This is a genomic window from Rhodococcus sp. NPDC059968 (assembly GCF_042738615.1).
Classification (GTDB): domain Bacteria; phylum Actinomycetota; class Actinomycetes; order Mycobacteriales; family Mycobacteriaceae; genus Rhodococcus_F.
In genome coordinates, this window is sequence record NZ_JBHWUE010000003.1 from 29,551 (window position 1) to 56,517 (window position 26,967).

Consider the following 26,967-nt stretch of genomic DNA (forward strand, 5'->3'; position numbering starts at 1 on the left):
GTGGTCCCCTTCTCTAGTGCAGGACGAATCCGCCGTTGACGACGAGTTGCTGGCCGGTGATGTACGAGGCCTCGGGTCCCATCAGGAACGCGACGGCGCCGACGAGATCCGACGGTTGCTGCGGACGCTCCAGCGCGCGGTTGAGGCGGTACAGCTCGTGCCGGTGCTCCGGAACCTTCTGTGCCGATTCGCTTTCGGTCAGTCCGGGCGAGACGGTGTTGACGGTGATGCCGTGCGGGCCGAGGTCGCGGGACATGGCGCGGGTCAGCGCGGCCACCCCGCCCTTGGACGCGATGTAGTGGGCGAGACGCGGCGAACCGTACAGGGCGGCGTCGGAGCCGATGGTGACGACTCGTCCGCCTCCGTTCCCGATGATGGAGGGAACGATCGCCCTGCTCACGAGGAACGTGCCGCGCAGGTTGACGCCCAGCACACGGTCCCACTCGTCGATGTCGAGTTCGTGAATCGGTTTGCCGCCCACGCCGTCCGCGAGTGCCGCGTTGTTGACGAGGCCGTACAGCGGGCCACCGGAGGTGACGGTGGCCGCCATCGCGTCGACGGACTCCGCGTCGCGGAGATCGACCCGGACGAACTGTGCCTTGACGCCGTCGGCGCGCAGGCTTTCCGCCGCGTCCTCGCCCCAGTCCTCGCGGATGTCGGCGAGCCACAGGGTGGCGCCGTCCTCGCCTAGCCTGCGGGCCAGGGCGAGGCCGAGACCCCGCCCCGCCCCGGTGACGAGAATGCTGCGGCCGTCGAGACTCATGGTCAGTCCCGCGTCACGCCGTGCATGGCCGACGTCTCGGGGTACGTCGGGATCTGCGGCTTCTGGGCGCCGATGATGACGCAGAACAGAGCGTCCTTGTCGCCGTTGTTCTTCAGGCTGCGCGGCACACCGGCCGGCACGACGATCATGTCGCGGTAACCGAGGGTGCGCTTTTCCACCTGGCCGTCGCGGTGGACGCCGACCTCCACCTCGCCCTCGAGGACGAAGAAGGCTTCCTCGGCGTCGTGGTGGGTGTGCTCCGGTCCCTCGGCGCCGGAGGGAAGCAGCATGTTGGAGAACGTGAATCCGCGCGAGGAGATGGTGCGGTTGTCGTTCTCGTGGTTACCCGTCGCGCCGGAGCCGACGTAGCGGATCTGCGCGCGCTTGAACTGGTCGCCGGCCTTGGCCTGGAAGCCCAGGGTGTCCCAGTCCTCGTGGCGGGAGCCACGGGTGAGGATCAGCGAGTCGGTGAATTCCTTCAGATCGGCGGTGCCGTATTCGAGTGTCATGTCGTGCTCCTTCTCTAGAGGTGGTTGCGTAGGCGTTCGGTGATGTGGATGAAGGATTCGACCCAGGCGTTGAAGGCCTCCGGCCGCTCCTGGTTCGCGAGGTGTCCGGCACCTCGGATGGTGACGAACACGGCGCCCGGAATTCCTCCCGCGAGAACCTGACTCGCGGGAATCCCGGTCACCCCGTCCTCGTCTCCGCCGAGGACGAGCGTGGGGATGTCGATCTTCGGCAGATCGGCCGTGTGATCGGTGGCCGCCATCGACTCGGCGGCGTACCCGTAGCCGGGCAGCCGGATCGACGACGCCATGATCGCGGTGGCCGTCGCGGTCACTTCGTCGTCGGCAGTCCCGGACAGTAGCCGCGGGGCCCGTTCGGCGGCAAAGGCTTCCGCACCCTGCTGCTCGAGCGTCGCGGCCCGGGCGCGCATCCGGTCGGCGGCTTCGTCGTCCACCCCCGAGCCGACGGTGGAACTGCCGAGCAGCAGACTCCGCACGAGCCCGGGATGGCGCAGCGCGAGCCGGGTGGCGATCACGCCGCCCCACGACATCCCGAGGACGTGCGCCCCCGCGTCACCGCAACGGTCGCGGATCACGTCGGCAGCGGCGTCGGCGTAGTCGTCGAGGTCGAACGGCCGGCCGGGGTCCTCGCTGCGGCCGTAACCGGGAGCGTCCCAGGCCAGCAGTCGCAGCGACGACGACAATTCGTCGACCTGCGGCGCGAAACTGCCTGCGCTGCCACCGATCCCGTGCAGCATGAACAGCGCGGGGCCGGAACCGGATTCGACGACGTGCGTCACGACGCCCGCCCGAGGTCGAACCGCTCGAACGCTCCGGGGTCGGGGATGCCGGCCATGTGGTCGCGGACCTGCTTGGACGGCGGGCCCGCGGTGCCCCACAGGTCGGAGAGTTCCGGAACCCGGCGCCACACCTTGCACAGCCACCGGTCCTCGTCGACCTGCGCGATTCCGGACGTGTACTCGCACACCAGCCCTGCGGGGTCGGCGAAGTAGGAGAAGGTGTTGTCGCCGGGGCCGTGCTTGCCCGGACCCCACAGCGGCACGGTGCCGTGGTGGCGCAACCGGCCGATGCCGCGCATGAAGTGGTCGACGGTGGGCATCTCGTAGGCGACGTGATTCACCGACGTCCACTCGGCCTGGTTGAACGCGATGCTGTGATGATCCGTGTTGCAGCGCAGGAACGCCATCTGGTGCTCGGACCAGTCGGAGACCCGCATGCCCAGGATGTCGCAGTAGAACGTCACCGCGGCGTCGATGTCGACGGTGTTGAGGACGACGTGCGTGACGCCCACCGGGACGGCGTCCTCGCGGCCCAGCTTCGGGACCGCGAGCGCGTCGGCGAGCAGTTCGACGACGCGACCCTCGGGGTCGACCAGGCTCACACCGTAGCCACCGCCGAGATCGTCGACCGGCCCCGGGCCGCTGACGATCGGGACGCCGCGGAGTTCGAGCCGGCGGGCGGCCTCGTCGACCTCGGCCGGCGTGGCGACGGCGAACGTGATGCGGCCGAGGCCGTTCCGCTCGGCCTGGGTGAGTTGCAGCGCGTGGTGGTGCTCACCGGTCCCCCGCAGCCAGGCACCGTCCGTGCCCTGCTCGATCACGCGCAGTCCCCACACGTCCGAGTAGAACTCGGTGGATTCGATGCTGGCCTGCGTGCGCAGTTCGACGGAGCGCAGGCACCGCAGCCGGGCTATGGGTTGGTTCATCGCATGCCTCCAGTTGCTTAGGTCTCAATATCTTAGCGCTAAAGTAATAGGTCGTACAGAGCTGACGGGAATTTCTTTCCGGACGACCTACTACTTCAGCTTCCCCGTGGGCCGATGTGACAGTGGTTCAGCCAGACGGAACCCGTGTGACATTCGGCGACGCCGATTAGTTCACCCAGGGGTTGGGTTCCTCGTCGAGGCCCCAGTAGATGCTCTTCTGCCGCGAGTAGGCGGCGATACCGCTGCGCCCCTTCTCCACCCCGAGCCCGCTCTCCTTGACGCCACCGAACGGCGTCGAGATGCTGAACTGCTTGTAGGTGTTGATCCACACGGTGCCGGCCTGGAGTCGGCGGGCGAGTTTCCAGGCGCGGCGGTAGTCGCCCGTCCAGATGCCCGACGCCAGCCCGAACACCGAATCATTGGCCTGCGCAACCAGATCCGCGTCGCCGCCGAACGGCAGGGCCACCAGGACGGGTCCGAAGATCTCCTCCTGGCAGGTGCGTGAACTGTTGGGGAGCCCGTCGATGATCGTCGGCAGGTAGTACGCGCCGTCGCGGAGCCGTTCGTCGTCGGGGATCGCCCCGCCGCACAGCACCCGTCCGCCCTCTTCGCGAGCGAGGTCGACGTACGCGGCGACGCTGTCGCGGTGCTTGCGGTGGACCATCGGCCCCACCTGGGTGTCGGGGTCGCGGCCGGGCCCGAGTCGCAGCCGGGTCGTCTTGGCCACCAGCTTCTCGAGGAATTCGTCGTAGATGCGGCGGTCGACGAACAGCCGGGATCCGGCGATGCAGCTCTGCCCGGTGGACGAGAAGATCCCGTACATCACGCCGTTGACGGCGGCGTCGAGGTCGGCGTCGTCCAAGACGATCGTCGGCGACTTGCCGCCGAGTTCCAGCGACACGGGCATCAGCTTGTCGGCTGCCGCGTGGGCGATGGAGCGTCCGGTGTTCGTTCCGCCGGTGAACGTCACCTTCCCGACGCAGGGGTGGGTGACGATGGCGTCGCCGACCACCGAGCCCTTGCCCGGCAGCACCGACAGCAGTCCCTTCGGCAGTCCCGATTCGTCAATCAGTCGCGCCAGTTCCAGCGACACCAGCGGCGTCCACTCGGCGGGCTTGAGGACGACGGCGTTGCCTGCCGCCAGGGCGGGGGCGATCTTCTGCGCGTCGCTTGCCACCGGCGAGTTCCACGGTGCGATGGCGCCGACCACGCCGATGGGCTCGAGAACGCTCATCGTGAGGAAGTTGCCGCGCGGGCTGGTGAGGTCGTCGTCCGCGGTTTCGAGGACGGCGGCGAAGTAGCGGAACGTGGCCGCCGCGCTGCCGACGAGTGCCGTGGTCTCGGCGACCGTCTTGCCGGTGTTGTAGCTCTGCAGCAGTGCCAACCGGGACGTGTTCGCATCGATGGAGTCGGCGATGCGGTGCAGGTACTTCGCCCGCTGGTGCGGGAGAAGTGCGCGCCACGCCGGGTCGTCGGCGGCGGCGCGGCCCTTCCGGACCGCCTCGTCGGCGTCGTCGGCGGTTGCCTGATGGATCACCTGCAGGGTTTCGCCGTTCGACGGATCCGTGACCGCGAAGGCGGGGCCGCTCGCCTGCCGCCACTCCCCGGCGACGAGGATCCGGTCGGCGACCGGGACGAACGGCAGTGTCTGTGGTGCGATGTCGAGAATGGTCACTGGGAGATCTCCTCGAGGGTCTTTTCGCGGGTTTCGACGGCGAAGAAGCCGACCACAAGGGCACCGATCAGGGCGACCGCGGAGAACATTCCGAAGACGACGGTGAGCGTGCCGCCCCCGCCGAGGATCGCGCCGACGGCGAGGGGGCCGACGATGATGCCGAGGCGTCCGCTCGCTCCGCCGATCGCGCAGCCGATGGCTCGCATCCGGGTCGGGTACAGCTCCGCGGTGTAGACGTAGAGCGCCATGTTGACGGCGAAGACGAACAGGGCGGATCCGGCCGACCAGAACAGGACCTTCGTCGCGGTGTCGGCGCCGGAGGCGGCGAGCAGGAAGAGCAGCGACGAGCACAGGACCATCGACGCGGTGATGCAGATGCGGCGACCGAGGTTGTCGATGAGGAACGCGACGAGGATGCAGCCGAGCAGACCGGCCACGCTGGTGACGATGCTGTAATGCAGGGCGGTGTCGACGCTGACGTCGAATGCGGATCGGTACAGCGTCGGCAGCCAGGACGCGATGCCGTAGTTGACGAAGTAGGCGCTGCCCCAGATCGCGGCGAGCATCAGCGTGCGACGCAGGTAGATACCCCGGAATGCCTCCGCGAAGGTTCCGCGGCGGGCGTCGACGACGACGGCGGGCAGCGGCTGCGGAGCCGGGAGCGTCTTGCCGTACTTTTCGGTGATCTCGTTCTCGATGCGGGTCATGGCGTTGTGGGCGTCTTCGTAGCGGCCCCGGGACGCGAGCCAGCGCGGCGACTCGGGAAGCTTCCACAGCATCGGCAGCAACAGGACGGGCAGCGCACCGAGCGCGAACAGGATCTTGTAGCCGTAGTTCGGGACGACCCACGCCGACACGATGGCGGACATCACGAGCCCGATGGGGAAGATCACCTCGTAGAGCAGCACGAATCGCCCGCGCTTGTGGGCTTTGGTGATCTCGCCGATGTAGCTGGCCGCGACCGGGACCTCGGCGCCGAGGCCGATGCCCTGCACGAATCGGAAGACGAGGAAGAGCATCAGGCTGTCGGTGAACGCCATGCCCAGGCTCATCACCGCGTACAGGGCGAGCGAGAAGATGATGACGTTGAGCCGACCGACGCGGTCGGCGAACCAGCCGCCGGCGAGCGCGCCGACGAGCATGCCGATGCCGCCGATGGCGATCACCCAGGCGATGTCGCCGGGGGTCAGACCCCACTTGGGGGTGAGGACGGGGAGCGAGTACGCGATCATCAACTGGTCGAAGCCGTCGAAGAACGTGACGGCGCCGACGATGACGCGGGCCTTGATGTGCCACCTGCTCATCGGCAGGCGTTCGAGTCGGGCGCTGATCATCTCAGCTGTGGCAGCCATGGCGGGCGATACCGTCGTCATGAGCATCCTCAGGGTCGGGTCGAGGCATTTACTTAAGCCCTCAAAGGCTTACCGCTAAGATGTAATCTCACGCACATGAGAAACGTCAACCCTTGACTTTGAAAGAAACATGTTGTTCACACCCATCGTGCACCCGTGCGCACTTGTTAACGCCCGGCGGTTGAGAAGTACTCACGGCTCAGTCTGGCACTTTGCCGGGCCCATCCGTTTACGCTGGGGAAATGGACCCACCGGTCGTCCGGTACATCCAGCGGGGCGGACACGCGCTGGCGTATCAGGTGGTGGGCGGCGGTTCGCTGGACGTGGTGTGGCTGTTCGAGATCAACATGCACCTCGACCTGATGTGGACCGACCCGCAGATCCACTACCTGATGGAACGGGGCAGCACGTTCGCCCGCACCGCCTACTTTCAGCAGCGGGGGCTGGGCCTGTCCGATCCGGTCGACCACCTGCCGACGCTCGAGGAGCAGGCCGACGACATCGTCGCGGTCATGGACGAGATCGGGATGCGCGAAGCACTGCTGGTGGGCGTGGCCAGCGCGAGCGGCGCCGTGGCGCTCGTGGCGGCGCGGTCACCGGAACGGGTCACCGGAGTGGTGCTGATCCAGCCGTTCGCCGAACGCCTGATCGGCGGTGACCACGATCCGGAGGGATGGTCGAGCGCCGAGCGGGACCACTTCGTCGAGGGATGGCGCGCGGCCACGGAGGTGTGGGGGTCGGGCGCGACCGTGCCGTTGTGGGATCCCCGCGAGGATTCCCCGTTCAACCGGCGGCTGATGTCGATGCTCGAGCGAAGTTCGGCGACACCGGCCGTCGCGCGTGCCCACATGGAGTGGATCTTCCGCCTCGACTACTCCGACATACTGCAGTCGATCCAGTGCCCGGCCCGGATTGTGATCGTCTCGGGCAGTCCCGTTCCCGCGGCCGCCGCGCAGTACGTCGCCGATCACATTCCGGGCGGCACCTTCCATCTGCTGCCGCCTGCGCCGACCGGCGCGTCGCTCGGTGAGGCGTGGGTGCCGATCATCGACGACGTCGAGCAACTCGCCACCGGTGGACACCCGACACCGGACGCCGGGCAGTTCGTCGCGTCAGTGTTGTTCACCGACGTCGTCGGGTCGACGGAGATGCTCGCCAGGATCGGCGACGGTGCCTACCGGGACCTCCGCGCCGCCCACGAACGGCAGGTGCGCGACGGGGTGGAGAAGGCCGGCGGACGCCTCCTCAACGTCGCGGGCGACGGGACGTTCAGCATCTTCGACGGCCCGACCTCGGCGGTCCGGTGTGCGCGGAGCGTCGTCGACGACGCGTGCGCCCTCGGCCTCGAGGTGCGAGCGGGCGTGCACACCGGACAGGTGGAGCGGAACGGACCCGACGTCAGCGGGATGACCGTCCACGTCGGCGCGCGCATCGGCTCCGTGGCCGGCGCCGGGGAGGTCCTGGTGTCGCGGACCGTGCGCGACCTCGTGGTGGGGTCGGGTCTCCGGTTCACCGAAGTCGGCGAACACGCACTCAAGGGTGTCCCCAGCCGATGGGTCCTGTACGCGCTCACCGACGCGGACACACCCCGGGTCGTGCCGCGGCGCGCACCACGGCTCAGCGTCATCGACCAGGCCATCTTGCGCACCGCGAAGCGGGCACCGCAGGCACTGCGCGCGCTCGTCGGCGCCGCCAACGCGAGGCAGCGCAGACTGTCCCGCTGATCCCAGGTGAGTGGCAAAGCGTGCGCCAGCACACTTTGCCACTCACGTCACATCAGGCCGCCACGGTGGACTGGCGGGCAGTCGCCTGCTGGGTGTCGGGCGAGGAGTACTTCCGGACGATCGTGACGAGGCAGAGCAGCCCGATCGCACCGGCGCCGGCGAGGAAGGCGCCGACGCGCCAGGCGTTGGACGCGTCGCCGTTGATGAGCAGCACCATGACCATGGGCGAGAAGCCACCGATGATGGCCGAGATCTGGTAGCCGAGGGAGGCCCCGGAGAATCGGATCTCGGGCGGGAACAGTTCCGCGAACAGCGTTCCCTGCGTTCCGGTCTGGAACGACATGACGATCACGGCACCGAAGACGGCGAGCGCGAACGGCCACAAGGTGCCCTGACTCGAGTGTCCGATCATGAGCCACATGGGAATTCCCCACAGCAGCATCCCGGCGGTGCCGATTCCGAAGATCAGCTTCCGGCCGTAGATGTCGGAGAGGTATCCGGCCAGTGGGACGAGCGGAATCATCAGAACGCAGGCGGCGAGGATGAAGCCGAGCACGGTCGAGCGTTCGATCCCGAGATACGTGGTGGCGAATTGCACGGACCCCGTGATCATCGTGTAGAAGAAGATGACGCCGATGGCGTTCGCGCCGGCAGCAGTGAGCACGGTGCCGGGATTGTTGCGCAGCACCTGCAGGATCGGCGACTTCCGCGCCACCGGCGCCTCGGCCAGCTTCTTCGACAGTTCCCGGAACTCCGGTGTCTCCTCCAGGTAGCGGTGGATGACGAAGGCGACCGGGAGCATCACGAGGCTGATCCAGAACGGGATGCGCCATGCCCAGGCGAGGAACGACTCGGAGTCGAATACCGCGGTGATGACGAGGAAGACGACGTTTCCGAGCACGACGCCGATGGGCACGCCGAGCTGCGCGAAGCTGCCGTAGAACCCGCGCCGTCCGGCGGGTGCGTTCTCGGTGGCGAGGAGGACGGCACCGCCCCATTGCGCACCGACCGCGAGGCCCTGGCAGATTCGCAGGGTCACGAGGATCGTGGGTGCGAGCCAGACGAGCTGGGTGTTGGGCACGAGGCCGATCAGCGAGGTCGCGACGGCCATCATGACGATGGCCGCGACGAGTACCGGTTTGCGCCCCACCTTGTCGCCGAAGTGGCCGGCGAGGACGCCGCCGATGGGCCGGGCGATGAAGCCGACCGCCACCGTGGCGAACGAGTTGAGGGCGGCGACGACCTGGCTGTCGGTCGCGAAGAACGTGGTGTTGAACACGAGTGCGGCTGCGGTCGCGTAGATGAAGAAGTCGTACCACTCGAGTGAGGTCGAGATGGCGGCCGCGAACGAGGCGCGCGCGGCCCGGGGCTTACCCGCGCGGCGTGTGTCGGAATCGGTGGGCATGGTGGTCTCCTGCTCAGTCTTGGGCAATGGAACCGAATGTGTCTCGGAGGACTCGTTTGAGGATCTTGCCGCTCGGGTTCTTCGGTAGGGAGTCGGCGACGATCACGTACTTGGGCACCTTGTAGCCGGCGAGTCGTCCGCGGCAGTGCTCCACCACGTCCTTCTCGTCGAGTTCGACGCCGGCGGACGGGACCACCACTGCCGCGACCGCCTCGATCCACCGTGGGTGCGGCACCGCGAACACGGCGGCCTCACCGACACCGTCGAGTTCGTAGAGCGCTTCCTCGACCTCCCGGGTCGCGACGTTCTCCCCGCCGGTTTTGATCATGTCCTTCTTGCGGTCGACCACCCACAGATAGCCGTCCTCGTCGAGGTAGCCGAGGTCGCCGGAGTGGAACCACCCGCCCGCGAACGCTTCCGCTGTCTTCTCGGGTTGTCCGAGATAGCCGACGGTGGCGTGCGGGCTGCGGTGCACGATCTCACCGACCTCGCCCGCCGGAAGTGGCAGGTCCCGGTCGTCCACGATGCGTGTCTCCACGTTGAGGGCGGGTTTGCCCGCTGAACCACCGTGTGTCTCTTGATCTTCCGGCCCGAGCGCCGTGGCGAGTGACGCCATTTCCGTCTGCCCGTAGAAGTTCCACAGCCGGATGCCCGGCAACCGGCGGTTCATTTCGCGCAGGATCTCCACCGGCAGCGGCGACGCCCCGTAGTAGCCCTTGCGCAGCGAACGCAGGTCGGTGCCTTCGAACTCGGGCGACTGCAGCAGCGAGATCCACACCGTCGGCGGGCAGAACAGGTTGGTCACCTGCTCCGCCGCGATGGTGCGGAGCAGCACCTGCGGGTCGGGTCCGTCGACGATGATGCTCGTCGCGCCGAGATAGATGTCGGTGCTGAGGAAGTTGTCGAGCTGGGCGCAGTGGTACAGCGGCAGCGCGTGCACCTCCACGTCGTCGCTGCTCATGCCGCCGGTGACGATGCAGCTGATGTACTGCCACATCAGCGACCGACTGGTGAGCATCGCTCCCTTGGGCCGTGATTCGGTGCCCGACGTGTACATGATGCGGACCACGTCGTCGTCCGCCACGAACACCTCGGGCGGCGAACCGAATTCGCCCTCCGCCCAGTCCGTCACCGAACGCCAGCCATCCGGCGTGGCCGTATCGCCCAGCGGGATCGTCGCCCGCAACCGGACACTTCCCTTCGATTCCGCGAGCGCCTTCTCGGCCACGGGCACCAGGGCGTCCTCGACGACGAACGCGTCGGCTGCGCAGTCGTCGAGGATGTATCCGATCTCCCCGCCGGTCAGCATGAAGTTGACCGGCACGAGGACCACACCGAGCCGGGCGGTCGCGAAGTTCAGCACCGGGTACTGCCAGCAGTTGTGCGACAACAGTGCAAGCCGGTCGCCCCGTTTCAGCCCCTCGGAATGCAGGGCCGCCGCGACCCTGTCGATCAGCGTGTCGAATTCGGCGAACGTGAGCCGGACGTCGCGGTGCACGACGGCGAGCTTGTCGGGGAAGCGCGCCGCGGACCGCCGCGGAATGTCGCCGATGCTCTGCTGCCGGGCGCGCGTCCCGTCCTCGTTCACCCGCGGACTTCCATTAGTACCGGGGCGACAGCGAACTCGGCGCGGGCGAGGGAGCGGCGGTGCACCTGGTCGGGACCGTCGGCGATCTGCAGGAACCGGGCCTGCGCGTACAGCACCGGCAGGATCGTGTCCTGCGACAGGCCGGCGCCGCCGAAGATCTGCATCGCGTCGTCGACGATCTGCTTGACCGTCAGCGGGACCATCACCTTGGCGGCCGCGATGTCGTGACGGGCCGCCTTGGTGCCCTCGACGTCCATCCGCCAGGCGGCCCTCAGCACCAGCAGGCGGGCGGCATCGAGGTGGATCCGCGCGTCCGCGACGGTCGCCTGCACGACACCCTCGTCGGCGAGGGGTCTGCCGAACGCCACACGTGTGCGGGCGCGTTCGGTCATCAGCGCAATCGCCCGCTCGGCCATGCCGATCAACCGCATGCAGTGGTGGATGCGCCCCGGACCGAGGCGGGCCTGCGCGACCGCGAAGCCCTTGCCGCGCGGTCCGAGGAGGCTCGCCTTGGGGACGCGGACCCTGTCGAAGACGATCTCCCCGTGCCCGCCCTCGTGGCGGTCGGTGAAGCCGAGCACCGTGGTGGACCGGACGATGGTCAGACCGGGCGTGTCCATGGGGACGAGGACGATGCTGTGGCGGTTGCCGACCGGGGCGTCGGGGTCGGTGACGCCCATGACCATCGCCACCCGGCAGTCGTCGCGCAGGGCCGCGGTGGACCACCACTTGCGGCCGGTCAGCACCCAGTCGTCGCCGTCCTCGGCGATCTCGAGCCGGACGTTGTTGGCGTCCGAGCTCGCGACGTCGGGTTCGGTCATCGAGAAGCACGAGCGAAACTCGCCCGCGAGAAGGGGTTCGAGCCATTCCTTCTTCTGCTCGTCGGTGCCGTACAGATGCAGTAGTTCCATGTTGCCGGTGTCCGGCGGGTTGCAGTTGACCGCCTCGGGCGCGATCAGCGGGCTCCAGCCGGTGAGCTCCGCGAGGGGCGCGTATTCGAGGTTCGTCAGGCCGGCACCTTCGCGCGCGGGCAGGAAGAGATTCCACAGGCCTTCGCGCTTCGCGGCCGCCTTCAGATCGGCCACGATCGGCGGCGCACCCCAGTGGTCCGGCTTCGAGGCCAGTTGCTCTTCGGCGATCGCCTCGGCAGGCAGCACCCGCTCCTGCATGAACTTCGTCAGCTTCGCTTGCAGTTCCAGGACTTTCGGGCTGTATTCGAAATCCACTTCCGTGGCTCCAATCTGTTCGGTTGCGCCGCGGTCAGCGGCGGAGTTCGGACACGGGCGACGCGGCGGCGAGGTCGAGCGCGCGCTGCAGCAGCGGGCCGACCATGTCGCCGACGTCGTCGAAACCTCCACCGACGGTGTCGCCCTGCGCGTGCCGGGCGTTGATGCCCTCGAGGATGACGGCGATCTTGAAGTCGGCGAACACCGTGTACCAGTCGATGTCGGGGATCTCGATGCCGCGCTGCGTGGCGTAGCGGTCGAGAAGTTCGGCGCGGGTGGGGAATCCGTCGAGGCGGGCGAGGCCCTTGGTCACCGGGTTGTCGACGGCGCCGGGCTGGTCCCAGAAGCTCAGCATGATCCCGACGTCGGCGAGGGTGTCACCGAGCGTGGCCATTTCCCAGTCCAGAACGGCGACGATCTTCCCGGCGTCGTCGCGGGACGCGAGCACGTTGTCGAGTTTGACGTCGCCGTGGACGATGCCCGGGAAGTGCGAGGTGGGCAGCGCCCGGCGCAGCTTGTCGAGCAGCACGGACACCTCGGGGCGATCGGTGGTGCGCGAGGCCTCCCACTGCCGGGCCCAGCGGTCGAGTTGGCGTTCGAGGTATCCGCTGGGGCGGCCGAACGAGCCGAGCCCGACCGCGTCGGGGTCGACGCCGTGCAGCGCGGCCAGGGTGTCGGCGAGATCGAGCCCGAGCCGGCGACGGTCGTCCGGGGTGAGTGCCGAAGCCTGCTCGACTGTCCCGACGGGCCTTCCGTCCACCAGTTCCATGAGGTAGAACGACGCGCCGAGCACGTCCTTGTCCTCACACAGCAGCACCGCTTCGGGCACCGGAACGGCTGTTCCCGCCAGTCCCCTGATCACCGTGAACTCGCGCTTCATGTCGTGCGCGCTGGGCAGGACATGCCCGTACGGGGGCCGCCGCAGGACCCACGTCCGGTCGGCGTCGGCGACGCGGTAGGTGGGATTCGATCGGCCACCGCTGATGAGCGAGACGGCGAGGTCGCCGCGCACCCCGCCCTCGAGTGCGCCGTCGAGGTAGTTGGTGAGACCGGTGAGATCGACGCCTGCCGAATCCTCCCGGTCCTCGTGGGTGTCCGCTTCGGCGTGGGACGTCGTCATCCGCTGCGTCCTTTCGGGTACTTCGATCCTCAGCCAAACGCTCGTTCGGCCAGTTACCATCATCAACTGAGCGAGCGCCGGAAGTCAATATCCCGTTATCCAGCGGATAATGCGGATGTATTCCGATAACAAGCGGCGAACCGGACCTCTTGCCAATCGATCGTTCGCTTGGCATGATCCACGAGAAGTGATGCACGTCTCATCCGCCTCCGAAAGGTCAGGACACCTATGACGGACCAGTTGACCGGGTCTGCTGCCACCACCGAATGGGGGACCGAAGACCGCGTCCGAGCGCGTCGCGCCGCGATCGCGGGCGGCGTGGGCACCCTGATCGAGTACTACGACTTCAGCCTGTACGGCTACCTCGCGATCGTGATGGCCCCGCTGTTCTTCCCCAGCAGCGACCCGGCCACCGCGCTGCTGTCCGCACTCGCCGTGTTCGGCACCGCCTACCTCATGCGTCCACTCGGGGGCATCGCGTTCGGACACATCGGCGACCGGTTCGGGCGGAAGAAGGCCCTCCTCGCGACGCTCGTCTGCATGGGCCTCGGCAGCATGGCGATGGGATTCCTGCCCACCCACACGCAGGCGGGGATCTGGGCCACCGTGCTGCTCGTCGTCGTGCGGATGGTCCAGGGATTCTCGGCCGGCGGCGAGGTCGGCGGCTCGGCCACGTTCATCTCCGAATCCGCGCCGCGGCATCTCAAGGCCACCTACGGTGCGTTCACCCCGCTCGGATCCACGATGGGGTTCGCGATGGCCGCCGCGGTCGCGGGCACGGTGTCGGCGTTGACCACCGACGCGCAACTCGAGAGCTGGGGATGGCGGGTCCCGTTCCTGCTCGCGTTGCCGCTGACGCTGCTCTGCCTGTGGGCCCGCACCCGGGTCGAGGAGACCCACGGCGAGGACGCCGATTCCGGACCGGTCCAGGCGCCCGTCGTCGCCGTCTTCAGGCGTCAGCCGCTCGCCCTCCTGCAGTCGGTCGGAATCAGTGTGGCGTGCAACGGAACCGCGTACATCGGCCTCACCTACATGAGCATCCATCTGATGAAGAGCCTCGGCTACGAACGCACCCCGGTCTACTGGATCGCGACCGCCGTCATCGGTGTCGTCGCGCTCGCGATGCCGCTCGGGGGCATGCTCGCCGACCGCATCGGACGGTTGCGGTTCACCGTGATCAGCCTCGCCGGATTCGCGATCATCACCTACCCCGCCATGGCGGTCATGCACCACAGCCTGTGGATCGCCGCGATCGCCTACCTGCTGATCATGGTCAACACCGTCGGAACCCAGGTCGGCTCGTACACGCTCATGCCGCTGTTGTTCGACAAGGACGTCCGGTTCACCGGTGTCGCCATGGGCTGGAACCTCGGCGTCGTCATCGCCGGCGGCACCGCCCCCTTCGTCGCCGTCTGGCTGGTGGAGAAGACCGGAAACGTCCTCTCCCCCGCCGCTTTCGTGATCGTGGCGGCGATCATCGGACTGATCTCGGTGGCCGGCGTGGCCCGCCGCTCCAAGGTCGCGCAGGAACAACTCGGCTGAGGCCGCACAGATTCACCCCTCGAGATCCATCACGAATTGGAGTAACCATGTATCCCGGCGCTCATGCTGCCACCACACCCGACAAGCCGGCCGTGATCATGGCGGGCACCGGGCAGACGGTCACCTTCGCCGAACTCGAGTCCCGCTCGATCCGCATCGCCCGCCACCTGCACGCCCTCGGACTGCGCCGCGGAGATCACGTCGCGGTGCTGGCCACGAACACCCCCGCGATCTTCGACATCTATTGGGCGGCGATGCGTTCCGGGCTCTATCTCACGATGGCGAACTGGCACCTCACGCCACCCGAGATCGCCTACATCGTCGAGGATTGCGGCGCCAGGGCGTTGGTCGTCGACGCCGCACTCGACGCGGTCGCGCGGGAACTCCCCGCCCTTACCCCGGCCACCGAGCACAGGCTCGCGTTCGGCGGAACGATTCCCGGCTACGACTCGCTCGACGCCGCCGCGGCCGCGGAGTCGGACGTCCCGCTCCCCGACCAGCCCCGCGGGGCGGACATGCTGTATTCCTCCGGCACCACCGGTCGCCCGAAGGGCATCAAACCGGAACTGCCCGCACGGCAGATCCAGGAACCCGGCGACACCATGACCGGCATGAACGCGACGGTGTGGGGAGTCACGTCGGAGACCGTCTACCTGTCACCGGCCCCGCTGTATCACGCGGCACCGCTGCGCACCTGCGCGTCGGTGCAGGCCCTGGGCGGCACCGTCGTCGTGATGGACCGCTTCGACGCCGAGAAGGCGCTCGCGTACATCGAGCAGTACCGCGTCACCTACAGCCAGTGGGTACCCACGATGTTCGTCCGCATGCTGAAGCTGCCCGCGGAGACCCGCGAGAAGTACGACGTCACCAGCCTGCGCGTCGCCGTGCACGCCGCGGCCCCGTGCCCCGTGGAGGTCAAGCGGCAGATGATCGAGTGGTGGGGTCCGATCCTGTCGGAGTACTACTCGTCCACCGAACTCAACGGCATGACGCTCGTGAATTCGGACGAATGGCTCCGCAAGCCCGGCACGGTCGGCCGCGCCGCGCTCGGCGTCGCCCACATCTGCTGCGACGACGGTGCCGACCTCGCGCCGGGCGAGATCGGCACCCTCTACTTCGAGCGGGACACCCTGCCGTTCGAATATCACAACGCCCCCGCGAAGACCCGCGACGCCCAGCACCCGCAACACCCGACGTGGACCACCACCGGCGACGTCGGCTACCTCGACGAGGACGGGTATCTCTTCCTCACCGACCGGAAATCGTTCATGATCATCTCCGGCGGCGTCAACATCTATCCGCAGGAAATCGAGAACACCCTCACCGAACACCCCGCCGTCCTCGACGTCGCGGTGATCGGGATCCCGGACGAGGAGATGGGTGAATCGGCGCTGGCCGTGGTCCAGACCGTTCCGGGCGTGACAGGGGACGACGCGCTGGCGAGCGAACTCCTCGACCACGTGCGGGGACGGCTCGCCCGGTTCAAGGTGCCCCGGAACGTCGTCTTCAGCGACGACCTCCCCCGCACCCCCACCGGGAAACTCGTCAAAGGCACGCTACGAGATCGCTACGCTGCCGGGGTTCACGCCTGAACCGTCAGCCGTCGGCGACCGGCTCGTCCCGGCGCCGGCGGTCGAGGAGGACCGCGATCGTGAGGACGATCAGCCCGGCGACGCCGAGGAGGGCGCCGACGGCGGCCGGGGCCGTGTAGCCGTATCCGGCCGCGATCACGACACCACCGATCCACGCACCACCCGCGTTGGCGAGGTTGAACGCGCCGTGGATCAGCGTCGACGCGAGCGTCTTCGCGTCGCCCGCCGCGTCCATCAGCCGCGACTGGACGGCCGGGAAGATCGCCGTCACCGCCATGCCGATGAAGAACAGCACGATCAGCGCCGTCACCGGGTTGTGTGCGGCGACGATGAACAGCGCCAGGACGCAGATCAGGGCGATCATGCACCCGAACAGCCCGGGCACCACCGCGTTGTCGGCGATGCGGCCACCCACGACGTTGCCGAGGATCATCCCCGAACCGAACAGCATCAACGCCACCGGAACCATCGCGTGCGGCAGTCCGGACACGTCGGTGAGCGTCGAACTGATGTACGTGTACACCGCGAACGAGCCGCCGAAGCCGACCGTCGCGAAGATCAGCGTCATCCACACCTGCACCCGGCTCAGCGCCCCGAGTTCGGCCACCGGGTTGCTCACATGCACCCCGGCCAGCGGCGGGACGAGGCGTGCCAACGCCACCAGCGTCACGATTCCGATGATCACCACCAGCACGAACGCGGACCGCCAGCCCAGGATCTGGCCGAAGAACGCCGTCGCAGGCACCCCGACCACGTTCGCGACCGACAGGCCCATCATCACGGTCGCGACCGCCTTGGCTCGCTTTCCCGGCTCCGCGAGGTGCGCGGCGACCAACGCCGCGACGCCGAAGTACGCGCCGTGGGGCAGCCCGGCGAGGAACCGGGCGGCCAGCAGCGACTCGTATCCCGGTGCGAGGGCGGTCGCGAGATTGCCGACGACGAACGTGGCCATCAACGCGATGAGCAGCGTGCGCCGCTCGACGCGCGCGGCCAGCGCCGCGATCGTGGGCGCCCCGACGACGACGCCGAGCGCGTACGCGGACACGAAGTGCCCGGCCACCGGCTCCGACACCCCGGTCCCCGCAGCCATCGCGGGCAACAGGCCCATGGAAGCGAATTCCGTTGTGCCGATGCCGAACCCGCCGAGGGCAAGCGCCAGCATCGCGCCCCGCCGGCTCGGTGACGGAATCCGCGGACGCAGAGACGGACGAGCGTTGACCGCAGGTTCGGTGAGGTGGACTGCAGGCGGCGTCATGGCAGCAAGACTCCCGTCGGGCTGATCGTAGGATCGGCGAACACGTGCAATGGGCTCGCCTGAGGAAAGCGCCGGGCCTGGATCGTGGCAAACCGGCTCGTCCCAGTATGGGCGAGGCCGCAAGCGAATTAACAATCCGCAGGGACGTGATTCCACTCACCGGCGCGGTGAGTGGGTGCGTCGCCGTGACCTGGGGCGGCGCACCGGAGCAGAGCGACCTACGTCACGTGATGTGTTCGAGAATCACCGTGTGCACGTGGTGGGCCTTGTCCATGCCGCGGAAGTCGGCCTCGTACGTGGTGTCGGCGACATCGACGGCGATGCTGCTGGAGGAGAAGAACTGGCCGGCCCACGACTTGTTGCTGAGGAACGAGACCGAGCGGATGTTCTTGTACGGGATGGACGTGATCGCGGTGCGCTTGCCGACGAAGCTCTTGTCCTGGATCACGACGCGGAGGTTCGTGATCCCGAGGAAGCCGGTGCCCGCGCCGATGCAGTCGTACACGGCGATGATCGTCTCGCCGGGCAGGATGCCCTGCTGGACCTGCTTCAGTTGCTCCGACTTGTCGAAGATCGGATCGGTCATCGCTCCTCCTTCGACGGCGGTCCAGGCCTGTCCATCTTCGCAGAAACTTCGTCGAACGTGACGTGGATGCCCTCGTGCGGTACCGCGCGTTGCGCCTTCGCCTGGTCGGTGAACGTCCTTTTGTCGCCCTCCACGAGGTCGGCCTTGTCCGTGAACGGTCCGAGCAGCGCCCGCGGGTGCAGTCTGTCGACGCGCACGACGTTGATCTCCACACACACCACGATCGCCGCGGCGGCGAGGAAGAGGAAGGCCAGCAACCCCAGCACGACGGCGAACACCCCATTCGTCACGGACGCCGTGCTCACCACCTTGCTCACGTAGTACGCCCCGAACGATTGGAGCACCTGCCACAACACGGCCGCCGCGACGGCGCCGGGCGCCACGTCGGCGACGGACAGCGGCCGGGCAGTGGCGAGCCGGAACGCGAGGACGAAGATCGCGGAGTTGATCGCGATCGCGGCGAGCATGAGAAGCACGGTGGACGATCCCGAGAGATGCGTCGCGGCGCCGACCGCGGCGACCGCGGCCGTGCCGAGGACTGCGAGACCGATCGTGCCGAGCAACAGCAGTCCCCGCAATCGGCCGCGGATCGGGTCGGGCCGCATGTTGCGGGGCACCGACCACGCCGTGTTCATCGCGTTCTGGCTGGCCAGCGCCACACCGAGGCCGCCGTAGAGGGCGCCGACGAGTCCGATCACCAGGCCCGTCACTCCGCCGCCGATCCGGTGCGGGTCGGCCAGGTCGGCGCCGATGACCGGGAACTGGCTCAGCGCCGAGTCGATGATGTCCTGCTGCAGTTCGGAATGCCCCGACAGCACGAAACCGAGCACCGTCGACAGCAGAAGCAGCAGGGGAAACAGCGAGATGAACCCGTAGTAGGCGATCAACGCCGCGAGGTACACACCCTGATCGTCGAGGAACTTGTATGTGACGGCGATCGGGAAGCCCATCGCCGGGTATCTCTGCTGGAGAGCGTCGAGCCGTCTGGCGAACTTCATCTCACGCTCCGTTTCCGCGCCACCCGCTACCCCGATTCTGCCCGGGGCGCGGCCACGGCGATCAGACGGTCGGTTTCACCATCGCGAGGGCGAGGTCGGCGTAGCGCTCGGCGAGTTCCTCGGGCTTCAGGGGACCGTCGGCGTGCCACCAGGTGCACACCGACTGGCCCATGTTGATGATGCCGCGGACGGCGTCCCGCGGGTATTCGGTCGCGAAGTCGCCCTCCTCGACGCCACGCTCGATGACGTCCCGGAAGAGGTGCTCCTGTTCGTCGCGGAGGGCGACGACGAGCCGGCGGCCGGCGTCGTCGAGGCTGCGTATCTCGGTGGCGCCGACCATTGCGTCCAGCTGTCGGGTGGTGTGGAACATGACCCACGCCCGCATCAGGGCCTGCAACTGGTCGGCGGGGGCGCCACCCGAGCGCAGCAGCGCACCGCGGGTCATCGCGATGGCGTCGTGGAGTGCGCGCACCATGATGTCCTGCAGGATCTCCTGCTTCGACGCGAAGTGGTGGTAGATCGAGGCGACGGTGATATCGGCGCCGCGGGCGATGTCGCGCATGGACGTGCCGTGATAGCCGCGTTCGTTCATGTTGGCTACCGCGGAGTCGAGGATCACCTGCCGCCCGGTACCCGTGCTCACGGCGGCCACCTTTGCAGCGCACATCCCTCGGTCTCCGTCCCCGATCCGATCGTCACACGACCACTCCAGGGTAGTGGGTCCCGTCACAGAACCCGCTCTAGCGATCGTTCGGTAACAATGTCATGCTGGGGCGGTGGATCACATCGGACTCGCCGTCGCGGACGGCATCGCGACGATCACCCTGAACCGGCCCGACCAGCTCAACGCGTTCACCAGCACCATGGAGAACGAGCTGATCGCCGCGTACGACCAGCTCGACGCGGACGATTCCGTCCGGGCGATCGTGCTCACCGGAGCCGGACGAGCGTTCTGCGCGGGCGCAGACCTGTCTGCCGGTGCCGCCACGTTCGATCGCTGGCAGGACGAGGACGAGGGCGCCGACGCCCGCCGCGACGGTGGCGGCCGCGTGGTGCTCCGGATGTTCGAATCCCGCAAGCCGATCATCGCCGCGATCAACGGACCGGCCGTGGGAGTGGGCATCACGATGACCCTCGCCGCCGACTTCCGTCTCGCCGCCGACGACGCCCGCATCGGATTCGTCTTCAACCGCCGCGGCATCGTCCCCGAATCCTGCTCCACCTGGTTCCTGCCGCGCCTCGTCCCCCTGCAGACCGCCCTCGACTGGGTGTATTCCGGCCGGGTGTTCCCCGCCACGGAAGCATTCGACGCCGGCCTCGTGTACAAGCTGTACCCGCGTGAAACCCTGCTCGACGAGGCATACGCGCTGGCCCGGAGCCTGACCGAGCACTCCGCCCCGGTGTCGGTGGCGCTGTCCCGCCAGATGATGTGGCGGGCACTCGGCGCCGAGCACCCGATGATCGCGCACCGCGTCGAGACACGCGGGATCAACATCCGCGGCATCGGGCCGGACGCGCGTGAAGGCATCTCCGCGTTCCTCGAGAAACGGCCCGCCGTGTTCCCCGACAGCGTCCGTGACGACCTGCCGGACGTGTTCGGCGAAGACCTTCCGACCCCGGCGTTCCGCGGATGACCGCCGGACTGCCGGCCCGCCCCGGCGTCGTCGCCCGCTGGCACCACGTCGTCGAACATCGCGACCTCGCCGCCCTCGACGCCCTGATCGCCGACGACGCCGTGTTCTCCTCCCCCGCGGTGTTCACTCCGCAGGAAGGGAAACCGAAGGTCCTGGCGTACCTCGGCGCCGCCCTGACCGTCTTCGACGGCACCGGTTTCCACTACGTCGAGGAGTGGTACGGCGACCGTTCCGCGGTTCTGGAATTCGCCACCGAACTCGACGGCATCCACGTCAACGGCATCGACCTCTTCCACTGGAACGACCGCGACCAGATCACCTCGTTCAAGGTGATGGTCCGCCCCGTGAAAGGCCTGCAGGCGCTCATCCCGCTGATGGCCGCCCAGCTCTCCCAGTCGTAAACCACTGCATCAAGGAGAAATTCATGAGCCTGCCCCCCATCCTGCAAGACCGGCTTCGCCTGCCCGTGGTCGCGTCGCCGATGTTCATCGTCTCCGGTCCCGACCTGGTGATCGCCCAGTCGACGTCGGGCATCGTCGGATCCTTCCCCTCCCTCAACGCCCGCCCGCAGCCGGTGTTGCGCGAATGGCTCACCCGCATCACCGAAGCCCTCGCCAAGCACGACGCCAACAACCCCGAGACACCGTCCGCCCCGTACGCGGTCAACCTGATCGTCCACAAGAGCAACGACCGTCTCGACGAGGACCTCGCCACCATCGTCGAGTTCCAGGTCCCGATCGTCATCACGTCCCTCGGCGCCCGCGCCGACGTCAACGAGGCGATCCACAGCTACGGCGGCATCGTCCTGCACGACGTCATCAACAACAAGTTCGCGAAGAAGGCCGTGGAGAAGGGTGCCGACGGTCTCATCGCCGTCGCGGCCGGTGCGGGCGGACACGCGGGCACCCTGTCACCGTTCGCGTTGATCCAGGAGATCCGCGAGTGGTTCGACGGGCCGGTCCTGCTGTCGGGCTCCATCGCCCACGGCCGCTCGGTCCTCGCCGCGCAGGCCGCAGGCGCCGACCTCGCCTACATCGGCTCCGCGTTCATCGCCACCGAAGAGGCCAACGCGGACCAGGGCTACAAGCAGATGATCGTCGACTCCACCGCGTCCGACATCGTCTACTCCAACCTCTTCACCGGGGTGCACGGCAACTACCTGCGCGGCAGCATCGAGGCCGCCGGACTCGACCCGAACAACCTCGCCGTGTCGGACCCGTCCGCCATGGACTTCGGTGTCGGCGAGGACGCCGACACCGCCGTGAAGTCGGAAGCCAAGCCCTGGCGCGACATCTGGGGCGCCGGACAGGGCATCGGCGCCGTCGGCGCCGTCGTCCCGGCAGCGGAGATCGTCGAACGCCTCACCCGTGAGTACGCCGACGCGCGGGCTCGCCTGCTCTAGGCGCTTCGCGCCCGTGCGCCTTTCTGGTTGTTCCGACTACCAAAAAGGCGCACGGGCGGCGGAGCCGCCTATCCTGCCGCGATATCGCGGCCGATGATTTCCTTCATGATCTCGGTGGTTCCGCCGTAGATCGTCTGGATCCGACTGTCGACGTACGCGCGGCCGATGGGGTACTCCATCATGAAGCCGTAGCCGCCGTGCAACTGGACGCAGCGGTCGACGACACGCTTCTGCAGCTCACTGGCCCACCACTTGCCCTTCGACGCGTCGACGGCGGTGAGTTCGTCTGCGTTCAAGGCGAGTACGCACCGGTCGATGTGCGATTCGGTGACCTCGATCTCGGTGAGCATCTCCGCCAGCGCGAACCGGGTGTTCTGCAGATCGCCGATCGGCTTGCCGAATGCCTTGCGCTCGAACACGTAGTCCCGGGTCCACTGATACGCGGCCTTCGCGGCTGCGATTGCGTTTACGGCGATCGAAATACGTTCGAGGGGCAGGTTTTCCATGAGGTGGACGAAACCGCAACCCTCGGTGCCGAGCAGATTGCTCGCGGGCACCCGCACGTCCTCGAACACGAGCTCGGCCGTGTCCTGACCGGCCAGGCCCACCTTGTGCAGCTTGCGGCCACGACTGAAACCGGGCATGCCCCGCTCCACGACGAGCAGGGAGAAGCCCTTGGAACCGGCGCTCGGGTCGGTGCGGGCGACGACGATGACGAGGTCGGAGTGAATGCCGTTGGTGATGAACGTCTTCTGGCCGTTGATCACCCACTCGTCGCCGTCGCGCACCGCGGTGGTCTTCACGCCCTGCAGGTCGCTGCCGGCCCCGGGCTCCGTCATCGCGATGGCACCGATCAGCTCGCCCGCGGCCATGCCGGGCAGCCACCGCTGCTTCTGCTCGTCCGTGCCGAGATTCACGATGTACGGGATGGCGATGTCGTCCTGGAGCGACAGTCCCGAACCGAACGACGTCGTCGCGGTGCGGGCGATCTCCTCGGCGACGACGTACCGGAACCGGTAGTCGGTGACGCCCGAGCCGCCGAACTCCTCGGGCACACCGAGTCCGACGATCCCGGACTTGCCGGCCGCCAACCACGCCGAGCGGTCGATGAGCCTGTCGGACTCCCACCGTTCGTAGTTCGGCTCGATCTCGCGGGCGAGGAACTCGCGCACCGTTTCCCGGTACGCTTCGTGGTCCTTGTCGAAAAGTGTGCGCTGCATGGCCTCTCCTTGTCACCGGGACGAGCTCGTCCGGCTCGGTGGACCCGGCGCGATATCAGTGGGCGGGTAGATACCCGACGGTGTGTAGGGCGATGTCGACGTAGCGGTCGGCGACCTGCTCGGGGGTCAGCGCTCCGCCGAGCTGGAACCAGCGTGGAATGGACTGGCACATCCCGAGGAGGGCGCGCACGGTCTCGGGGACGTCCCTACTGTGGAACACGTCGGCAGTGACGCCGTCGGCGACGAGGTCGATCATCATCAGTTCGAGCCGCTTACGGGTCGCGGCGTAGCGGCTGCGGCTGTCGGCCGAGACGTGCCGCAACTCGGTGTCGAGGGAGACGTGCCGAACCCGGTACGTCATGTACAGGACGATCGCCTCGACGACGTTGGAGAATTGCGCCACCACGTCGTCGCCGGCGTCTCGGGCGGCTGCCTCGGCGCGGTCGTTCAGTTCGCGCATCTGCAGTTCGAACAGGGCCACGAGAACGGCTTCCTTGCTCTCGTGGTGGTAGTACAGGGCGGGGACGGTCACCCCGACACGACGGGCGATCTGCCGCACCGTCGTGCCGTGGTAACCGTTCTCGTTGAACAGATCCAGTGCCTGCTCGAGGATGGGCGTCAGCGGCAGGGCCTCGAACCTCCGCCAGTCGGCGTACACCGAGTCCGTCATGGTCGGCCCGTCCTCGCGCAGAGTCACAGGTCGCCGATCAGCGCGGTGCCATGCGGATGGCGCCGTCGAGACGGATGGTCTCGCCGTTGAGCATCGGGTTGCTGACGATGTGCGCGGCGAGCGCGCCGTACTCGGACGGGTCGCCGAGACGCGAGGGGTGCGGGACCTGAGCGCCGAGCGACTGCTGCGCCGCCTCCGGCAGGGTGGCGAGCAGCGGCGTCTTGAACAGGCCGGGTGCGATGGTGTTGACGCGGATCAGGAGCGACGCGAGGTCGCGGGCGATCGGCAGGGTCATGCCGACCACGCCGCCCTTCGACGCGGAGTACGCGGCCTGCCCGATCTGGCCGTCGTATGCGGCGACGGAGGCGGTGTTGATGATGACGCCGCGCTCGCCGTCGATCGGCTCGTTCTTCGAGATGCGCTCGGCGGCAAGACGGATCACGTTGAACGTGCCGATCAGGTTGACGGTGACGATCTTGGTGAAGTCGGCCAGCGGGAAAGCACCGTTCTTGCTCACGGTCTTGATGGCGTTGCCGATGCCGGCGCAGTTCACGGCGACACGCAGCGGTCCGAGCGACTCCGCGACATCGAGTGCGGCGGACACGTCGGCCTCGCTGGTGACGTCGCCGGCGGCGAAGCGCACGCGGTCGCCGAGTTCCTTGGCGACGGTCTCACCGTTGGACGAGGGCAGGTCGATGATGACGACGCTGGCGCCGTCGGCGAGCAGTGCCTTGGTGGTGGCCAGGCCGAGGCCCGAGGCACCGCCGGTGACGAGTGCGACGCTGTCGTTGACGATCATGTCTATACCTTTCGGAGGCAGGGTTATTCGAGAGGGTGGGTCAGATGCGTTCGATGATGGTGGCGTTGGCCATGCCCGCGCCCTCGCACATGGTCTGCAGGCCGTAGCGTCCGCCGGTGGCCTCGAGGTTGTTGACCAGGGTGCTCAGCAGGCGGGTGCCCGAGGAACCGAGGGCGTGCCCGAGCGCGATGGCGCCGCCCCAGGGGTTGAGCTTGGCCGGGTCTGCGCCGAACTCGTGCGCCCACGCCAGCGGCACCGGCGCGAACGCCTCGTTGACCTCGTAGGCGTCGATGTCGTCGATGCTCAGTCCCGACTTCGCGAGGATCTTCTTGGTCGCCGGGATCGGCGCGGTGAGCATGAAGACCGGATCGTCGCCGGCGACGGCGAACGAGTGGAACCGGGCCCGCGGGGTCAGCCCCAGCTTGGACGCCATCTCCTCGCTCATGATCAGCGCCGCGGACGCGCCGTCGGTCAGCGGCGACGAGTTGCCCGGCGTGATGTGCCACTGCGCCTCGGGGAACCGGGCCGCGTACTTCTCGGAGTAGAACGACGACCTCAGCCCGGACAGTCCCTCGGCGGTGGTGGAGGCGCGCACGGTCTCGTCGACGGTGTGCGTCACCGTCTCACCGGCGGCGTTGGTGACCGAGATCGGGACGATCTCCTTGTCGAACAAGCCCTTCGACAGGGCGTCGGCGGCACGCTGATGTGACTGCGCGGAGAACGTGTCGAGGGTGTCGCGGTCGAACTTCCACTTGGCGGCGATCAGTTCGGCGGAGATGCCCTGGTTGACGAGTCCCTCGGGGTAGCGGGCGGCGATGCCCGGGCCGGACGCGTCCTGCCCGATGGTCGTCGTGCCCATCGGGACGCGGGACATCGACTCCACACCGCAGGCGATCACCATGTCGTAGGCGCCGGCGATGACGCCCTGCGCCGCGAAGTGCGCCGCCTGCTGGCTCGAGCCGCACTGGCGGTCGACGGTGGTGGCCGGAACCGAATCCGGGAATCCGGCCGACAGCACCGCCGTGCGGGAGATGTTGAGGGCCTGCTCGCCGGCCTGACCGACACAGCCGCCGATGACGTCGTCGACCTGTGCGGGGTCGATGCCGTTGCGTTCGACGATGCTGCGCAGCACGTGCGCCAGCAGTTCCACCGGGTGCGTGCCCGACAGCGCGCCGCCGGGCTTGCCCTTACCGGAGGCGAGGCGGACGACGTCCACGATGACAGCGTTGGTCATGTTGTTCCCTTTCGAGGAGAAGAAAGTGGTTGCGGCCCGGTGTCCGGGTTCGACAGGACACCGGGCCGAGTTCCTGGAGCTGTGAGTACTTATTAACCGCCCGCGGTTAACAAGTACTCACGGGTCAGCGGCCCTGCCAGACCGGCTGGCGCTTCTCGGCGAACGCCGTCGGGCCTTCCTTGGCATCCGCGCTGGTGAAGATGGTCGCGATGGCGGCGTTGTTCGCCTCCCACGCCCCGTCGCCCCAGTCGGGTTCGGTCGCGGTGCGGTGGATCATGGCCTTCGATTCGCGCACCGACAGCGGCGCGTTCGCGGCTATCTGCTCGGCGAGTTCGAGCGCGACGTCGAGGGCGGTGCCTGCCGGGGCGACCCGGTTGACCAGGCCCAGCTCCTTGCCCTGCGCCGCGCTGATCGGTTCGCCGGTGAGCGCGATCTCCAGCGCGACCTTCTTCGGGATCTGCTGCTGCAGGCGGATCACGCCGCCGGCGGCGGCGAACAGTCCGCGCTTGACCTCGGGAAGCCCGAGCTTCGCCTCCTCGTCCACGACCGCGAGGTCACTGGCGAGCACCAGTTCGGTGCCGCCGCCCAAGGCGAAGCCGTTGACCGCGGCGATGGTCGGCTTGCTGATCCAGTGCTGCGCGTATCCGGCGAATCCCCACTCGGGATGTCCGTCCGCGGCCGTGTTCTGGCCCGACGCCAGGGCCTTGAGGTCGGCGCCCGCGCAGAATGCCCGGCCCGACCCGGTCACGACGACCACCCGCACCTCGGGGTCGTTCTCGGCCTGCTCGAGCAGACTGCCCACCGCGGTCGACAACGCACCGTTCACCGCGTTGAGCGCCTTTGGGCGGTTCAGCGTGATGATGCCGATGCCTCCGCGCCGCTCCCACAGTGCGGCTGCCTCCGTCGTCTCCGTCTGTTCTGGCACGTCTCATCCTCCGACTCGGCCTGAT

Annotated in this window: 25 protein-coding genes; 6 read left to right on the forward strand and 19 right to left on the reverse strand. The window is 68.0% G+C overall.

Annotated elements, in window-relative coordinates:
* Positions 1-13: 13 nt before the first annotated feature.
* The 6 genes from ACFWAY_RS04280 to ACFWAY_RS04305 form a co-directional block, all read right to left on the reverse strand.
* On the reverse strand, positions 14-763 hold the full coding sequence (locus tag ACFWAY_RS04280) for a 3-oxoacyl-ACP reductase family protein (RefSeq protein ID WP_378509893.1): 750 nt from the start codon (positions 761-763) through the stop codon (positions 14-16).
* 2 nt (positions 764-765) lie between these two features.
* A complete protein-coding gene (locus tag ACFWAY_RS04285; RefSeq protein WP_378454497.1) occupies positions 766-1,272 on the reverse strand; it encodes a cupin domain-containing protein in 507 nt (168 codons plus the stop codon).
* 14 nt (positions 1,273-1,286) lie between these two features.
* Positions 1,287-2,069 (reverse strand): alpha/beta fold hydrolase, encoded by a 783-nt coding sequence (locus ACFWAY_RS04290; RefSeq protein WP_378509894.1) that lies wholly within the window; start codon positions 2,067-2,069, stop codon positions 1,287-1,289.
* Positions 2,066-2,995, reverse strand: a complete 930-nt coding sequence (locus ACFWAY_RS04295) for a VOC family protein (RefSeq protein ID WP_378454499.1) — start codon at positions 2,993-2,995, stop codon at positions 2,066-2,068. Before ACFWAY_RS04295 ends, ACFWAY_RS04290 begins: the two co-directional genes overlap by 4 nt.
* 166 nt (positions 2,996-3,161) lie before the next feature.
* Entirely contained in the window at positions 3,162-4,670 is a 1,509-nt protein-coding gene (locus ACFWAY_RS04300; protein WP_378509895.1) for an aldehyde dehydrogenase, read from the reverse strand.
* A complete protein-coding gene (locus ACFWAY_RS04305; protein ID WP_378454501.1) occupies positions 4,667-6,049 on the reverse strand; it encodes an MFS transporter in 1,383 nt (460 codons plus the stop codon). The genes ACFWAY_RS04300 and ACFWAY_RS04305 overlap by 4 nt, the downstream gene beginning before the upstream one ends.
* Positions 6,050-6,264: 215 nt before the next feature.
* On the opposite strand from ACFWAY_RS04305, the gene ACFWAY_RS04310 reads away from it, so the two are divergent.
* Positions 6,265-7,746, forward strand: coding sequence for an adenylate/guanylate cyclase domain-containing protein (locus tag ACFWAY_RS04310; protein WP_378509896.1), 1,482 nt, complete (start codon positions 6,265-6,267; stop codon positions 7,744-7,746).
* A gap of 52 nt (positions 7,747-7,798) precedes the next feature.
* Here ACFWAY_RS04310 and ACFWAY_RS04315 read toward each other — a convergent pair whose 3' ends face one another.
* The 4 genes from ACFWAY_RS04315 to ACFWAY_RS04330 are packed head-to-tail and all read right to left on the reverse strand — an operon-like array spanning position 7,799 to position 13,085.
* Positions 7,799-9,151 (reverse strand): MFS transporter, encoded by a 1,353-nt coding sequence (locus ACFWAY_RS04315; protein WP_378509897.1) that lies wholly within the window; start codon positions 9,149-9,151, stop codon positions 7,799-7,801.
* Positions 9,152-9,164: 13 nt separating this feature from the next.
* On the reverse strand, positions 9,165-10,739 hold the full coding sequence (locus tag ACFWAY_RS04320) for an acyl-CoA synthetase (protein WP_378509898.1): 1,575 nt from the start codon (positions 10,737-10,739) through the stop codon (positions 9,165-9,167).
* Complete coding sequence (locus ACFWAY_RS04325; RefSeq protein WP_378509899.1) at positions 10,736-11,965, reverse strand: acyl-CoA dehydrogenase family protein; 1,230 nt, start codon at positions 11,963-11,965, stop codon at positions 10,736-10,738. The genes ACFWAY_RS04320 and ACFWAY_RS04325 overlap by 4 nt, the downstream gene beginning before the upstream one ends.
* Before the next feature lie 34 nt (positions 11,966-11,999).
* Positions 12,000-13,085: a phosphotransferase family protein gene (locus ACFWAY_RS04330; protein WP_378454506.1), complete on the reverse strand. Its 1,086-nt coding sequence runs from the start codon at positions 13,083-13,085 to the stop codon at positions 12,000-12,002.
* A 228-nt stretch (positions 13,086-13,313) separates the two neighbouring features.
* Between ACFWAY_RS04330 and ACFWAY_RS04335 the strand changes: the two genes are divergently transcribed.
* Together ACFWAY_RS04335 and ACFWAY_RS04340 are read left to right on the forward strand one after the other, a co-directional pair.
* Complete coding sequence (locus tag ACFWAY_RS04335; RefSeq protein ID WP_378509900.1) at positions 13,314-14,627, forward strand: MFS transporter; 1,314 nt, start codon at positions 13,314-13,316, stop codon at positions 14,625-14,627.
* Positions 14,628-14,674: 47 nt separating this feature from the next.
* Positions 14,675-16,219, forward strand: coding sequence for an acyl-CoA synthetase (locus ACFWAY_RS04340; RefSeq protein ID WP_378454508.1), 1,545 nt, complete (start codon positions 14,675-14,677; stop codon positions 16,217-16,219).
* Positions 16,220-16,223: 4 nt separating this feature from the next.
* On the opposite strand, the gene ACFWAY_RS04345 is transcribed toward ACFWAY_RS04340, so the two are convergent.
* The 4 genes from ACFWAY_RS04345 to ACFWAY_RS04360 form a co-directional block, all read right to left on the reverse strand.
* On the reverse strand, positions 16,224-17,474 hold the full coding sequence (locus ACFWAY_RS04345; protein WP_378454509.1) for an MFS transporter: 1,251 nt from the start codon (positions 17,472-17,474) through the stop codon (positions 16,224-16,226).
* Positions 17,475-17,697: 223 nt separating this feature from the next.
* The gene (locus ACFWAY_RS04350) at positions 17,698-18,060 is read right to left on the reverse strand and encodes a PH domain-containing protein (RefSeq protein ID WP_378454510.1); all 363 of its coding nucleotides are present in this window, start codon (positions 18,058-18,060) and stop codon (positions 17,698-17,700) included.
* On the reverse strand, positions 18,057-19,058 hold the full coding sequence (locus ACFWAY_RS04355) for a YihY/virulence factor BrkB family protein (protein WP_378509901.1): 1,002 nt from the start codon (positions 19,056-19,058) through the stop codon (positions 18,057-18,059). Before ACFWAY_RS04355 ends, ACFWAY_RS04350 begins: the two co-directional genes overlap by 4 nt.
* 61 nt (positions 19,059-19,119) lie before the next feature.
* Positions 19,120-19,725 (reverse strand): TetR/AcrR family transcriptional regulator, encoded by a 606-nt coding sequence (locus tag ACFWAY_RS04360; RefSeq protein WP_378454512.1) that lies wholly within the window; start codon positions 19,723-19,725, stop codon positions 19,120-19,122.
* A 109-nt stretch (positions 19,726-19,834) separates the two neighbouring features.
* On the opposite strand from ACFWAY_RS04360, the gene ACFWAY_RS04365 reads away from it, so the two are divergent.
* From ACFWAY_RS04365 to ACFWAY_RS04375, 3 genes are read left to right on the forward strand one after another with little or no spacing between them, the layout of a single operon-like run.
* Positions 19,835-20,692 carry a crotonase/enoyl-CoA hydratase family protein gene (locus ACFWAY_RS04365; protein ID WP_378509902.1) on the forward strand — a complete coding sequence of 286 codons (858 nt, stop codon included), beginning with the start codon at positions 19,835-19,837 and terminating at the stop codon, positions 20,690-20,692.
* Positions 20,689-21,093, forward strand: a complete 405-nt coding sequence (locus ACFWAY_RS04370) for a nuclear transport factor 2 family protein (RefSeq protein ID WP_378509903.1) — start codon at positions 20,689-20,691, stop codon at positions 21,091-21,093. The genes ACFWAY_RS04365 and ACFWAY_RS04370 overlap by 4 nt, the downstream gene beginning before the upstream one ends.
* A gap of 23 nt (positions 21,094-21,116) precedes the next feature.
* Entirely contained in the window at positions 21,117-22,094 is a 978-nt protein-coding gene (locus tag ACFWAY_RS04375; RefSeq protein WP_378509904.1) for an NAD(P)H-dependent flavin oxidoreductase, read from the forward strand.
* Positions 22,095-22,162: 68 nt separating this feature from the next.
* On the opposite strand, the gene ACFWAY_RS04380 is transcribed toward ACFWAY_RS04375, so the two are convergent.
* The 5 genes from ACFWAY_RS04380 to ACFWAY_RS04400 form a co-directional block, all read right to left on the reverse strand.
* Positions 22,163-23,314 carry an acyl-CoA dehydrogenase family protein gene (locus ACFWAY_RS04380; protein WP_378509905.1) on the reverse strand — a complete coding sequence of 384 codons (1,152 nt, stop codon included), beginning with the start codon at positions 23,312-23,314 and terminating at the stop codon, positions 22,163-22,165.
* 55 nt (positions 23,315-23,369) lie between these two features.
* Positions 23,370-23,984 carry a TetR/AcrR family transcriptional regulator gene (locus ACFWAY_RS04385; RefSeq protein WP_378454517.1) on the reverse strand — a complete coding sequence of 205 codons (615 nt, stop codon included), beginning with the start codon at positions 23,982-23,984 and terminating at the stop codon, positions 23,370-23,372.
* 37 nt (positions 23,985-24,021) lie between these two features.
* Positions 24,022-24,783 (reverse strand): 3-hydroxyacyl-CoA dehydrogenase, encoded by a 762-nt coding sequence (locus ACFWAY_RS04390; RefSeq protein ID WP_378454518.1) that lies wholly within the window; start codon positions 24,781-24,783, stop codon positions 24,022-24,024.
* Between the two features lie 40 nt (positions 24,784-24,823).
* Positions 24,824-26,017: a thiolase family protein gene (locus ACFWAY_RS04395; RefSeq protein ID WP_378509906.1), complete on the reverse strand. Its 1,194-nt coding sequence runs from the start codon at positions 26,015-26,017 to the stop codon at positions 24,824-24,826.
* 124 nt (positions 26,018-26,141) lie between these two features.
* Positions 26,142-26,942, reverse strand: coding sequence for a crotonase/enoyl-CoA hydratase family protein (locus tag ACFWAY_RS04400; protein WP_378457227.1), 801 nt, complete (start codon positions 26,940-26,942; stop codon positions 26,142-26,144).
* Positions 26,943-26,967: the final 25 nt, after the last annotated feature.